The organism is Streptomyces sp. NPDC093510 (assembly GCF_040683555.1).
In the GTDB taxonomy this organism is placed as follows: Bacteria; Actinomycetota; Actinomycetes; order Streptomycetales; family Streptomycetaceae; genus Streptomyces.
This window is the reverse complement of sequence record NZ_JBFBEE010000009.1, coordinates 111,200-123,871: the sequence shown is the minus strand read 5'-3', so window position 1 is coordinate 123,871 and position 12,672 is coordinate 111,200. Positions and strand designations below refer to the sequence as shown.

The 12,672-nt window shown below is 67.9% G+C and carries 8 protein-coding genes; 3 read left to right on the top strand and 5 right to left on the bottom strand.

What is annotated here, in order from left to right; all coding sequences use genetic code 11:
- The first annotated feature begins 155 nt into the window (after nucleotides 1–155).
- Complete coding sequence (locus AB0N81_RS16330) at nucleotides 156–3,176, top strand: hypothetical protein (protein WP_365358631.1); 3,021 nt, start codon at nucleotides 156–158, stop codon at nucleotides 3,174–3,176.
- 124 nt (nucleotides 3,177–3,300) lie between these two features.
- Here AB0N81_RS16330 and AB0N81_RS16325 read toward each other — a convergent pair whose 3' ends face one another.
- Genes AB0N81_RS16325 through AB0N81_RS16310 form a run of 4 tightly spaced genes read right to left on the bottom strand, consistent with a single transcriptional unit; the run spans nucleotide 3,301 to nucleotide 8,271 of the window.
- Nucleotides 3,301–4,464 (bottom strand): TniQ family protein, encoded by a 1,164-nt coding sequence (locus AB0N81_RS16325; protein ID WP_365358629.1) that lies wholly within the window; start codon nucleotides 4,462–4,464, stop codon nucleotides 3,301–3,303.
- Nucleotides 4,464–5,549 carry an ATP-binding protein gene (locus AB0N81_RS16320; protein ID WP_365358627.1) on the bottom strand — a complete coding sequence of 362 codons (1,086 nt, stop codon included), beginning with the start codon at nucleotides 5,547–5,549 and terminating at the stop codon, nucleotides 4,464–4,466. Before AB0N81_RS16320 ends, AB0N81_RS16325 begins: the two co-directional genes overlap by 1 nt.
- Entirely contained in the window at nucleotides 5,546–7,561 is a 2,016-nt protein-coding gene (locus AB0N81_RS16315; protein WP_365358625.1) for a Mu transposase C-terminal domain-containing protein, read from the bottom strand. Before AB0N81_RS16315 ends, AB0N81_RS16320 begins: the two co-directional genes overlap by 4 nt.
- Complete coding sequence (locus AB0N81_RS16310; protein WP_365358623.1) at nucleotides 7,561–8,271, bottom strand: TnsA-like heteromeric transposase endonuclease subunit; 711 nt, start codon at nucleotides 8,269–8,271, stop codon at nucleotides 7,561–7,563. The genes AB0N81_RS16315 and AB0N81_RS16310 overlap by 1 nt, the downstream gene beginning before the upstream one ends.
- 248 nt (nucleotides 8,272–8,519) lie before the next feature.
- Here AB0N81_RS16310 and lon point away from each other — a divergent pair, with 248 nt between their 5' ends.
- Nucleotides 8,520–10,940 carry an endopeptidase La gene (lon, locus tag AB0N81_RS16305; RefSeq protein ID WP_365358621.1) on the top strand — a complete coding sequence of 807 codons (2,421 nt, stop codon included), beginning with the start codon at nucleotides 8,520–8,522 and terminating at the stop codon, nucleotides 10,938–10,940.
- Nucleotides 10,941–11,025: 85 nt separating this feature from the next.
- Here lon and AB0N81_RS16300 read toward each other — a convergent pair whose 3' ends face one another.
- Nucleotides 11,026–11,859: a lysozyme gene (locus AB0N81_RS16300; RefSeq protein WP_365358969.1), complete on the bottom strand. Its 834-nt coding sequence runs from the start codon at nucleotides 11,857–11,859 to the stop codon at nucleotides 11,026–11,028.
- Nucleotides 11,860–12,118: 259 nt separating this feature from the next.
- On the opposite strand from AB0N81_RS16300, the gene AB0N81_RS16295 reads away from it, so the two are divergent.
- Entirely contained in the window at nucleotides 12,119–12,652 is a 534-nt protein-coding gene (locus tag AB0N81_RS16295; RefSeq protein WP_365358619.1) for a MarR family transcriptional regulator, read from the top strand.
- Nucleotides 12,653–12,672: the final 20 nt, after the last annotated feature.

Here is a 12,672-nt window from a genome sequence, read left to right as displayed (position 1 = left end):
GGTCTGTTTGTCCACAGGCCCGGAAGGGGCTCCGTGCGATCGATAAGGTGCGTCACACTGCTAAGCGGGCCCAGCCGGGAGGAATAGTGCAGCATGCTGGAGGATCGATGGCCGAGGGAGCGAGGTCGGCGACTCCCGCCGAGGTGTTCCGCCACATGGAGACTTCCTATTCCCCCCTGTCGGCGGGACGCCCGCGCAGCATCCATGAGGGCTTCTCCGTCCTCGACTTTGAGCTGCGTTCTCTGGCGCTGCTGGCGGCGGCGACTGTGCGGGCAGCGGGACGGACTCCCGCGCTGGTCGGGCGCTCCCCGGGTCTCGGCGAGTGGACCGCCTATCTACGGCGTGTCGGACAGCAGCTGGACGAATGTCCGACAGTGCCGGCCGACCGTGTGGGCCGGGCCGTCACCAGGGTTCTGGATCTCTACGATCAGGGCTTTCCAGGAGCGCCCAGGGAACTGCGCGATCTCAAGCGGCTACGCGACCACATCAGCCACGGGGGGCCGCTGCCCGCCGGGGAAACCGAGTTGGCAACGCTGGACCAACTGGTTCAGTCCATCGCCGACGCGATTACGGAGTCCCTCGACGAGGCCGAGCTGTCGATTGAGGAGGGCGAGTCGGGGGACCAACGGCCGTCCTTCGTCTGGGACGGGGACAGGGTGTCGCTGTGGCCGTTCTTATTCATGAAGCCGAGAGGTGTCTGGCACCTCTTCTCCAAGTTCACCCGTGCCCAGCCCAGCTTCCTCTGCTTCGGCGGTGGATCGGTGAGCAGTTCTCCCTCAGACGAGGCGATCCGCGCGGCACTTCAGCCCCTTTTGAAGGCGCAGAAGGCGGACAACGGCACGCTGGTGTACTTCATCAAGGATGTCGAGCAGGATCTTCGTGGCTTCGCCGATGACGACTCTGAGCCCGTCTACGCTGACCACGAACACGGCTTTGAGTACTACTGGGACAAGGCGACCGGTGAGGGCACGGGAACCCAGCCTCGGCGTGACTACTTCCGCCTGGGCCCCGACAATGCCCGGCAGTGGCGCGCGGAGTCCGGTTGGGTCCCGTACTCGGACTATCTGCGTTCACTCGCCAACTGGCAGGTAGTTGCGACGCGTCTGCGGCAGAAGCTGGAGCAGATGGAGAGCAAGGTGCTGGCCGAGGAGCGCGACACTCTGGGTTGGGTGTCCCAGGAGCGCGGCACGACACGGATGAGCAAGGTCGTTGTCTCCGACATCGACGGCAGCCAGACAGAGCCCGCCTGCACCTTCGCCGAACTCATCGACGGCATCGACCAGGACCTCCAGGCCAACCGCGGCCAGACGCAAGTGGTCTTCATCAACGGTGAGGCGGGCATTGGCAAGACACGGGCGATGCTCGACGCAGCGAAGACCCGTGCCCAGGAGGTCGAGCGGGCGATGCAGGCGGGCGAACCGTCGAACCAGGCATTGTTCCTGTACGTCCGTTCCACCGGCCAGGTACTCGACAGCCTCCGCACCGTTGTGGACAGCGCTGTCGCATCGACCCGCAACCTCACAGACAGAGGTGTGAAGGCCCTGTGTCGGAACGGGCTGATGACCTTGCTCATCGACGGATTTGACGAGCTGCTCGGCGGGGTGGGGTATAGCGACGCGATAGGGTCGCTACGTCCCTGGCTCGATGAACTCGGTGGTCGGGGCGTAGTGGTGGTGTCCGCGCGTTCCTCCTACTACATGGGGCAGTACCGCTCCAGTGTTGAGCGCGCCAATGAGCAGGGACTGCCCTTTGTGCGGCACAGAGTCGCAGCCGTGCAGCGGTGGTCCCCGGAGGACATCGAGGCGTTCCTCGACGACTACGGAGTGCCGCGCGAAAGCCTGGGACAACTGTCTGAGCATGACCGTCAGTTGTTGGGGCTCCCGTTCTTTGCTCATGCGTTCGCGGAGATGACCCTCAACCCGAACGATGGCGAGATCAAGAGCAACACACTTGCCGATCGACTGCTCGACAAGTACGTGGCGCGCGAGGAAGGAAAACTGACGGGGCAGGGGGACACCGCCCTCATGAACCGCGTCGAACTGCGGCGCATGTTTGAGTACGTCGCAGAGTTCATGGCGAGCCACGAAGAGCGCGAGGCGGACATTCATGAGCTTCAGGACGCAGCCGAGTACGCCATGGACAGTGAGCTGTCCAGCCGGCGTCACCTCAAGCAACGGCTGCCTGTGCTCTGCGGACTCGCCGCAGCCTCGGACGATGCGTCAGTCTCCCGTTTCCGTTTTCAGCACGAGTTGTTCTTCGACCAGTTCCTAGCGGGCGCCGCAAGCCGCTACCTCTTGGACGGACACCTTTCTCTGTTCCAAGCGATGCTCAAGCAGTCCCCCTGGCGGTCGGCCACCGTCACGGGAGTTGTCGCCGCGGCTGGAGCGGAACGTGTCGTCCAAGCCATCACGAACTTTGCGCCACAACTTCAGAACGCGGAGAAAGAGCAGATCGAGTCCACTGTCGCGGCCACCAACCTGGGCGCCCTGTGGGCGGCTCTCATCAAAGAAACAGGCCGTATTCCTGGTACGGACGTACTCAATGCCGTGTTCGCGGACGGGATCGACCTCTCACAGGTGCAGGGAGTGAATACGCGCATCATTGGATGCGAGGTCGACGGGCTTGTTCTGCCTGCGGCGGGAGGGTGGTCCCTGACGCTGAGGAACACCGTAGTCAAGAAGATCAGGGTGAGCGGTGCGCCCTTTGATCTGGCCGGACTGCGAGGCGTGCGTCACTCCGACCTGGTGGAACTGCTGCTTCCGAACGAACTCCTCTACCGCAAGGAGCACATCCTCGAAGCGCTGCAACGCTACGGAGCCGATGTCGTCGACGCCGAGGATAAGCGTGACGGCCTGCCGCCCACCGAGGTTCTTGCCGCGCGCCACTATCTGACGACGATGGCACGGCGTGTAGAGAAGTCCGTAATTCTCCGCAGCGACCACCAGCCGGAGGACAATAGGCTCAAATGGGCCCAGGAATACGGTCCGGATATCTGGAAGAGGTTCGTCAGCGAGCTCGTAGCCTCGGGGCTCGCTGGGAACGAGAACTTCTCGGCGAGCGGGGAGCGTAAAATCCGGCTCCGGCTGAAGTGCAGTCCCGCTGCGATCCTCGCTAACGACGGAACGCGCGTCGGAACTCAGGAATTCTGGAGTCGACTTGAAGGGGTTCCCCATTAGGCGCAAAAGTCTCGTCGGTGTCGTTGGCGAACGGGTCGACGTCCCAATGGTCATATGCTTCTGCTGGTCGTATCGGAGTCCGGGCATCGTGGCCCGCCGTACTTGCAACGGCTGCTGGCTCTCATCAGTTGGTGCTGTGAGGTAGTTGTTTGGGGATCTCCGCCGAGCCGTCAGTGACGCGCTTGTGGTGGCTGACTTCAGTGCCTGACGGGAGCATGTAGGCCCGGAACGGGGACCATGCGCGCCGGAAAACGGTGGCGAGGTGGCGGTGTGCGATGAGTGCCTCGCCAGCCCGGTGGGATGGGTTGAAGGCGCGAGCATGCCGTTGCTGTGAGACTTGGGTGGCGACACGCAGGGTTGGCTTACGCAGGTGATGCTTCTTGCTGTCGTGGACGTGGATGGGGGAAAGCGGAGGGCGCCTGGAAGTCACGTCAGCCCAATGGTTGATGGGATCGCTGTAGTTGATGGGGTCGTTGTAGCGGCTTTGGCGGAAGTCGTACTTACGGAAGTTGTGGTCAGGGTGCCGTAGCCGTTGGGCGATTTCGGTGTCGAAGCGGTCGCGATCCCAGGTCGTTTTCTGCGCTTGTTGTCTCCAATAGGGTGATGCGAAGAGAGTGGCCAGTGAGATGGCTTCGGGATAGACCGCTGCGCAGAGACGTGCCACGGAGAAGCCCGATTCAACTGTGTCGGGTGGGATGAGGACCCGGGCCCGGCGGACCCAGTCGTGCCATGCTTCGCCGTTCTCGTTCTCCGGGAGGGACCAGAGTTGGCCGCAGATGAGTATGGCGGTGAGGACGGCGTCGTAGGTGACGGCCCAGCCGTGACGTTGAAGGATGCGCAGATGTCGGCGCTGTGCTTGAACGACTTCGGGGAGGGCGTCGAGGCGCGTGGTGTGTCCGTCGGCGTCGGATGGGCAGAGCCATAGCCGGTGTTGGGTGCAGACGTAGCGGTGGTGCGGCATGATCCTGATGACCTCGCCGCCGGGGTGTTTGGCGTTGCAGTGAGGGCAGCCGGGTTGTGGCTGGTGACGGAACATGGCCCAGTCCGGCTGAGGGGAGCGTAGTTCCGGCAGAGCACCGGCGAGGGCGTGGACGGTCCGGCCGGTGATGGCTGCGAGGCGTTCGGGGACGACGACGCGACGGATGCCTCCTGAGGCTTCGCGTTCGGTGACGCATCGCCAGAGGGCATTGATGTCGAGGCCGTGGAGTCGGGCCAGACGGGCGATATAGGAGGCGGCGATTTCGTGCTGGGCGGGCGGCACGGGATCAGGAAGCCGGCGCATGAGCATCAGGCCACCCGTCTCCGTCGGGAGGAGGATTTGGCTGGTGCGGTGAGTTTTTCGGACTGCTCGGCGGCGAAGTCAACGGGGACGAGGGCGAGCAGCTCCTCGGTGATGCGTTCGCTCTCGTCCTCGATGGCCAGAACGGCGGCGCCGCGGATGAGCTGGGAGAGGGTGCCGATCATTCCGCCAGTACGATGGAAGATGTACTCGCTCAGGGCGGTGAGCGTGCCGGGCGTGTGGTGGTGCAGGCGGAGCATAGATTCCAGGGTGCCCACCAGGTCCCGCCAGGCGTCTTTCTCCCCGTCGTCGGCGTGGGAGAACGGGGCAGCGGGGATGACGACGAAGCGTCCGGCGATTTGACCTCCACGGGTGCCGGCGAACAGGCCCCGCGACTCGATGTCGATACCCGCGTAGGCGAAGGTGGCGGGCAGGCGTTCGGCGAAGTACTTCAGCTGGTCGGATGCTTCGGCGCCCGACCGGGTGCCCAGATTGAGATTGTGCAGCTCGTCGACGAGCACGAGGTCGACATGGACGTGGGCGGCGGTCGCGCAGACCGCGTCGACGATGTCGGTCACGTTGGCCCGGGCGGGGAAGGTCAGGCCGAAGAAGCGGGCGAACTCCATCGCGAGCATTTTCGGCGTGGCCGCGGGCGGGACCGTGGCGTAGAGGACCGGGAGCCGGTTGCCGTCACGCGGATACCGTTTGCGTATGGCGAGCTCGTGGGCCCGTCCCAACTGGGTCAGGGCGGTGGTCTTGCCCGTGCCCGAAGCGCCGGACAGGATCACGCCCCGGCGGGCGGAGACCTGGTTGCGGTTGAGCTGGACCAGCAGCCGCGTGGTGGCGATGACGTTGCGGATCGTCGGGGTGTTCACCAGCGGGAGGTCGGCGTGATACTCCCGGCGCCGGTCGTCCTCCCGCATCCGCTCCCGTCCGCTCAGCGCCGCCCGCTCGGCGGCTGGCAGCAGCTGGGGCGGTACGGGATCGTGCCCGACGAAGTGGCGCCAGCCTTCCTTGGTGGTGAGCGGGCTATCCGGCGGCAGCTCCTCGGGCGTGCCCGTGTCGGGCCTCGGGGACGGGGCGGACTTTCTCATAGCCACCTTTCGGCTTCCGCGTGGGCGTCGAAGACACCGAAGGACACCACCGACGCGGGCGACTGGGCCTCGGCGGCGGTGTCGGTTTCGGGCTCGGCGGCGGGCGCGGGGAGGGCCGATGCCGCCCGTGTGCGGCCCACCACGCGGTTCGTGCGCTTGTCCGGGCCCAGCTCGGCGCGGGTCAGCAGGCCGTCCAGCACGCGGGCGATCACGGCTTCGTTGGTGTCGTCCAGCCCGGCATGGGCGGCCAGTCGACGGGCGTGGCTCCAGGTGAAGTCCGCGAACGGCGCGTTGACCAGCGGCAGCTGGACCCAGGGGACGGTGATCCAGCCGTGCTGCGTGCGTACGAACACCTGGGACAGGTCGTATGGGTCGTAGTGCACCTCCCACAGCCCGCGCTTGGCGGCGTGCCCGGAGTGCTGACGGCGCCAGGGGCCCAGGTCCGCGCTGTCGTAGGTGCGGTAGCCGATCCGGATGCCGTAGTCGTTGACCGTCCGCCAGGCCACCGGCAGCAGTTCCAGATAGTCCTCGCCCTGCAACACCAGCGGCAGATAGCCGCTGGCCGCCACCAGCGAGGTGTACTTGTCGTTCGGTGACATCGCCTTCTTGGGCCGGTAGGGATCGCGCAGACTGTCGTGCGCCCGCGTCTGCCACCCGGCGAGCAACCATTCGTCCAGTAGGTCCTGGAGCTCGGGGATCGTCCAGGCCGCCTGTTCCTCCACCCGCTCGCCCCGCCGGGAGACGTTGGCGCCGGTGTAGGCGGCGAGATGCTGGCAGAACAGCGTGTTGATCGCGGAAAATGTGGCCTCCACGATCGCTTTGTCCGTCGGCGTGCGAGGTCGTGATCTCTGAACCGAGACGCCCAGCCGTTCGCAGGCCCGGATGAATGTGTCCGAAATGAACACCTTCCCGCCGTCGATGACGACGGTGTCCGGCACGATCACCGGCCTCGCCGCGGCCTGCTCCATCCGCGAGTCCACATCCAGCAGCCGCCGGTGCGGCATCCGCGAGGCCGCCATCCGTAGCGATTGCGACCAGCCCGGCCGCATCGGCTCTGGCACCAGCATCCGCGCCAGCAGCAGCGAGGCGTCCACGGCCTTCGTGCCCACCGGCCGCAGCACCGCCGCGCAGATCGAGCGGGTCGCGACATCGACCGCGATCGTCAGATCGGCGCGGGCCGTCAGCCCGGAATCCAGCACCACCATCACATCCAGCGGGGTGGAGTCGATCTGCACCTGTTCCCCGGGTCGGTCAGCGAACGTCGGCGTGAACACTCCCCGCGGCCGGTTCGCCGTCTGCCGCCGTGTGACCGCCGAGCCGAAGGTGTGCCGACCTGTGGAGAGCGCGTCGACGAGCTTGTAGAAGGTGTTCTTACTCGGCAGCGGCACCACCCCCACTCCATGGGTGGCCTCCACCATCTTGATCACCCGGCGGATCAGCCGGGAGCGGGTCCCGGTCGAGGAGTGGGTCTCCGCGTCCAGGGCCTCCCGGACCGCCGCCACTAGCCGGGCATCCGCACGCCCGGTCGCCTCCACCATGCGCACGGTCCGCTGGTCGACCAGCCCCCACACCCCTTGCTGGGCATAGCGCGACCGCCGACCCTGCACGGTGCGAAGACTCACCCCCAGTTCCGTGGCTTTCGCTGCCGCCCGCTCCACCAGAGAGGAGACGGTCGGGTCGTACTCGGGCCGCGACAGTGTGCCCGGCTCGGCGCCGGGCGGCAGCCCCGTCTCGACCTCCACGATGTGCCGTTCCCACTCCTTCGCCGTGGCCAGCACCGGCTCCGGCAGCGTCTTGAGAAGCCCGAACGGCTCCAGCGCGGGCAATGGCTCCGTGCCGGTCACCGAGAAGCCGGGCGAGGCCATCAGATACGAAACCAGGACCACCGATTCGGCCCCGCCGGACGAGCGCAGCCGTACCGACGTCCCGGCCAGGGCCACCACCTGGTAGTCGCCGTCGTCATAGACGATCCAGTCGCCGGGACGCAACACGGCAGCCTGTTTGCGGGCCATCACCGCATCCCCGCTGACACCATCGCCGCAGCGTGCAGCGGCGCCGACACGTCCACCACCAGCTCCTGCGACCACAGCAGGTGGAACAGCACCGGCAGCACCGCGATCGGATCCCCCGCCAGCCCGGCGCCATCCATCAGCGGGTGCGGCTTGGCGAACACCTCCCGAAGCCCGGACGCGACCGGCCCCACCAGATGCCGGGAATGCCGATAGCCCGCCAGCCACCGCACGTTCCTCACCACGATCTCGTCCGGCGCCCCCACCAGCCGGAACTCCCACCCCACCTGGTCGCAGGCCGACTGCGTCGCCTCGAACTTCGCCCAGTCCCGGGGCCCCCGCCGGTCCGCCGGACGGCAGTCGACCACGATTGCCGAGCCATCCTCCCGCCGCGCGAAGTAGTCCGGCGCGTGCGAGATGCTCTTGCCGCTGTCAGACGCCCAGAACAGCCAGAACGGCTGCGAGGACACCCTCACCACCGAGGGGTCGAAGTCCAGCAGCATCACGTGATCGCGTTCCAGCCAGGACTCATATCCGATGTGCCCGCCCGCCGTCGACGACCACCACAGCCCCGGCAGATGCCGCTGTCCCTTGTACGACTTGAACTCGCGGACCGGCATGGCGTCCTCGAACCGGACCGCCCACACATCTGCCAGCGGGCGGCGGAACTCCGACCCGCCCGGGTCGATGTAGCCGACCTCGAACCCCTCCACCGGAGGCCCTGTCACACCACCGGGCACCACGCCAAACGCATGAGTCATGACCAGCTAACCCCGCCCACTGATGCAAGGTCACGCTGACCAATGCAAGATCACGTGCAGCCTGGAGCTGACTTATGCAAAGTCCACCGCTACAGGACAGCGTTTTCGTGATCGCTCACAGCGAACACACCCTGGGGAACAATCAGTAGCTCATGAGCATTGAGCCGATACAGCTCAACTTGAATGCCGAAGGGGAGATCATGGCTACTGAGTCCACCTCGTACACACCGCTCACTCTGCCCGTGCTGCCGCTCGACGACGAGGTGGTCCTGCCCGGCATGGTGGTTCCGTTCGACCTGTCCGACGCCGACGTGCGCGCCGCGGTGGAGGCCGCACAGGCCGCCGCCCGGTCCAGTGGCGACAGCAAGCCGAAGGTGCTGCTTGTTCCGCGCATTGACGGGACGTACGCCGCGACCGGCGTCCTCGGCACCGTCGAGCAGGTCGGCCGGCTCTCCGACGGCGACCCGGGCGCCCTCATCCGCGGCCGGAGCCGCGTGCGCATCGGCGCGGGCACGACCGGTCCCGGCGCCGCCCTCTGGGTCGAGGGGCAGCAGGTCGAGGACTCCGTGCCCACCCCCCTGCCCGGCGCCGTCACCGAGCTCGTCAAGGAGTACAAGGCGCTCGCCACCAGCTGGCTGAAGAAGCGGGGCGCCTGGCAGGTCGTCGACCGGGTCACCCAGATCGACGACGTCTCCGCCCTCGCCGACAACTCCGGATACTCCCCCTTCCTCACCACCCAGCAGAAGATCCAGCTCCTGGAGACCGAGGACCCGGTCGCCCGCCTCAAGCTCGCCACCGAGCAGCTGCGCGAGCACCTCGCCGAGCAGGACGTCGCCGAGTCCATCGCCAAGGACGTACAGGAGGGCGTGGACAAGCAGCAGCGCGAGTTCCTGCTGCGGCGCCAGCTCGACGCGGTCCGCAAGGAGCTGCGGGAGATCAACGGCGACAGCAAGGACACAGCAGAGGAGTCCGACGACTACCGCGCCCGCGTCGAGGCCGCCGACCTGCCCGAGAAGGTCCGCGAGGCCGCGCTCAAGGAGGTCGACAAGCTGGAGCGCGCCAGCGACCAGTCGCCCGAGGGCTCCTGGATCAGGACGTGGCTGGACACCGTCCTCGAACTGCCGTGGAACGAGCGCACCGACGACGAGTACGACATCAAGGGCGCCCGGAACGTCCTGGACGCCGAGCACGCGGGCCTCGACGACGTGAAGGAGCGCATCACCGAGTACCTCGCGGTCCGCAAGCGCCGCTCCGAGCGCGGCCTCGGCGTCGTCGGCGGACGCCGCGGCGGCGCCGTGCTCGCCCTCGTCGGCCCGCCCGGCGTCGGCAAGACCTCGCTCGGCGAGTCCGTGGCGCACGCCATGGGCCGCAAGTTCGTGCGGGTCGCGCTCGGCGGCGTGCGCGACGAGGCGGAGATCCGCGGCCACCGTCGTACGTACGTGGGGGCGCTGCCCGGACGCATCGTGCGGGCCGTCAAGGAGGCCGGGTCGATGAACCCGGTGGTGCTCCTGGACGAGATCGACAAGGTCGGTTCGGACTTCCGGGGCGACCCGGCCGCCGCCCTCCTCGAAGTCCTCGACCCCGCGCAGAACCACACCTTCCGGGACCACTACCTGGAGGTCGAACTCGACCTCAGCGACGTCGTCTTCCTCGCCACCGCCAACGTCCTGGAGGCGATTCCGGAGGCCCTGCTCGACCGTATGGAACTGGTCAGGCTCGACGGGTACACCGAGGACGAGAAGGTCGTCATCGCCCGCGACCACCTGGTCCCGCGCCAGCTGGAGCGGGCCGGGCTCGACGCGGAAGAGGTGACGCTGGACGAGAGCGCGCTGCGCAGGCTCGCCGGCGAGTACACGCGCGAGGCCGGCGTACGCAACCTGGAGCGGTCCGTCGCACGGCTGCTCCGCAAGATCGCGGCCCAGCACGAACTGGGGGACAGGGAGCTGCCGTTCGCCGTCACCGACGAGGACCTGCGCGATCTGATCGGGCGGCCGCACCACGTGCCCGAGTCCGCCCAGGACCCGGCCGAGCGGCGCACGGCGGTGCCGGGCGTGGCGACCGGGCTCGCGGTCACCGGAGCGGGCGGCGACGTCCTGTTCGTGGAGGCGTCGCTCGCGGACCCGGAGACCGGAGCGTCGGGGCTCACGCTCACCGGGCAGCTGGGCGACGTCATGAAGGAGTCGGCGCAGATCGCGCTGAGCTTCCTGCGCTCGCGCGGCGCGGAGCTGGAGCTGCCCGTCGCCGACCTGAAGGAGCGCGGCGTGCACATCCACTTCCCGGCGGGCGCCGTCCCCAAGGACGGACCGAGCGCGGGCGTCACGATGACGACGGCCCTCGCGTCGCTGCTCAGCGGGCGGCTCGTCCGTACGGATGTGGCGATGACCGGTGAGGTCTCGCTGACCGGCCGGGTCCTGCCGATCGGCGGCGTCAAGCAGAAGCTGCTCGCCGCGCACCGCGCCGGGATCACCACGGTGATCATCCCCAAGCGGAACGAGGCGGACCTCGACGACGTCCCTGCCGAGGTCCTGGAGAAGCTGGACGTGCACGCGGTCACGGATGTGCGCCAGGTGCTCGAACTGGCGCTCACCGAGGCCGAGGTGAAGGTTCCGGCCGCCGCGTAGGCGTCATCGCGTAGACGTCATCGCGTAGGCGTCATGGGGGAACGGTGGCCGGCCCGGCAACGGGTCGGCCACCGTTCACGCGTGCTCAGCCGTTCGCGAGAGCCTGCACCCTGTCGTAGGCGCCGTTGAACTTGTTGTGGTCGCCGACCGTCGGCCCCGACGAGGTGTACTGCCACATCGTGTGGAAGCCCCAGCCGGCCGGGAGTTCACCCGGGCTGGTGTTGTAGCGGGCGATCCACAGCGGGTTGCTCGCGCCGAAGCCGCTGTAGTTGCCGGTGCACTGCTTCCACCAGCTGGTGGCGGTGTAGATGACGGCGTCGCGTCCGGTGCGGGCCTTGTAGGTGTTCAGGAAGTCCCTGATCCAGCTGACCATCCCCGACTGGGTCTTGCCGAAGCAGGCCGCCCCGTACGGGTTCCACTCGATGTCCAGCGCGCCCGGCAGCGTCCTGCCGTCGCGCGACCAGCCGCCGCCGTTGTCCACGAAGTAGTTGGCCTGGGCGGCGCCGCTCGTGGTGTCGGGCGTCGCGAAGTGGTACGCGCCGCGGATCATGCCCACGTTGTACGAACCGTTGTACTGCTGGGCGAAGTAGGGGTTCTTGTAGTACGTCCCCTCGGTGGCCTTGACGTAGGCCCACTTCACGCCGCTGTTCCAGAGCGTGGACCAGGCGACGTTGCCCTGGTGGCTGCTGACGTCGACGCCCTCGGTCTGCGTGGCGCCGCCGCCGCTGGGCAGACCGCCCTGGCCGTCGTGCTCGATGACGCCCTGGCCGAGGCGGGCGGAGCCGCGCGGCGGTACGTCGTCCGCCTGGGCCGCCGTGGGGAGCGTCAGGAGGAGGGAGAGGGCGGAGAGTGCTGCGAGGAGAACCCCCGCCGGCGACAAGCGCGAGCGGCGGGCCGGTCCGGGTCTGTGCACGGGCATGGGGATGCCTCCGAAGGCCTCGGTGGTGCGCTGGGGGGACCTTGCGACATGTCGCATGGTGTGAACATGTCACTTGAAAGCTACGCACGTAGACCGCCGCGGGGGAAGAGGGACAGAGTTATGCCGTTGGTCCACTCCTGTGGCGGTGACGGCCGAGCGGCACCGTCTCCACCTTGCGAAATACTGGTCAGACCGCTGCCGCCACGGCCGCGGCGCGAGGGCCTTCCGGCGATAACTTTCAGAATCGGGAAAGCGGGACATGGGTGCTGCAGAAGAGGACGTGAAGCGCGGCGCGCGGGGCGACATCGGGCAGGGCGGGCAGGAGACGCAGGGGGCACAGGGGGAGCAGGGGCCGCAGGGGGCGGACCGTGAGTTCCTCTCCCTGGAGCGGGAGTTGTCGCTGCTGCTGCGCCGCGCGCGGGCCTCGTCGGGCGAGATGGCGCGCCAGGTCCACCCCGACCTGGAACCCGCCGCGTACGGACTGCTCGTCTGCCTGGACGACTCCGGCCCGCAGCGGGCCACCGACCTCGCGGCCTACATCGGCGTCGGCAAGGCCACCATGAGCCGCCAGCTGCGGGCACTCGAGGAGCTCGGCCTGGTCTCCCGCGAGCCCGACCCGGCCGACGGACGCGCCTGGCTCATCCGGCTCACGCCGGACGGCCGCACCCGCTTCCGCACGGTGCGCGCCGCCCGCCGCGCCAGCTACGTGCGCAGGCTCGCGAGCTGGGAGCGGGCGGAGGTCGCCGAACTGGCCCGGCTGCTCGGCAGGCTCAACGCGAGCGCGGACACCTGAGCGGCCGCGTCGACGACGTC

Bases quoted from the DNA above. Each gene is read 5' to 3' on its own strand.
- AB0N81_RS16325 (WP_365358629.1), bottom strand. From the start codon at position 4,464: ATGCTCATGCGCCGGCTTCCTGATCCCGTGCCGCCCGCCCAGCACGAA.
- AB0N81_RS16330 (WP_365358631.1), top strand. From the start codon at position 156: ATGGAGACTTCCTATTCCCCCCTGTCGGCGGGACGCCCGCGCAGCATC.
- AB0N81_RS16320 (WP_365358627.1), bottom strand. From the start codon at position 5,549: ATGAGAAAGTCCGCCCCGTCCCCGAGGCCCGACACGGGCACGCCCGAG.
- AB0N81_RS16295 (WP_365358619.1), top strand. From the start codon at position 12,119: ATGGGTGCTGCAGAAGAGGACGTGAAGCGCGGCGCGCGGGGCGACATC.
- lon (WP_365358621.1), top strand. From the start codon at position 8,520: ATGGCTACTGAGTCCACCTCGTACACACCGCTCACTCTGCCCGTGCTG.
- AB0N81_RS16315 (WP_365358625.1), bottom strand. From the start codon at position 7,561: ATGGCCCGCAAACAGGCTGCCGTGTTGCGTCCCGGCGACTGGATCGTC.
- AB0N81_RS16300 (WP_365358969.1), bottom strand. From the start codon at position 11,859: ATGCCCGTGCACAGACCCGGACCGGCCCGCCGCTCGCGCTTGTCGCCG.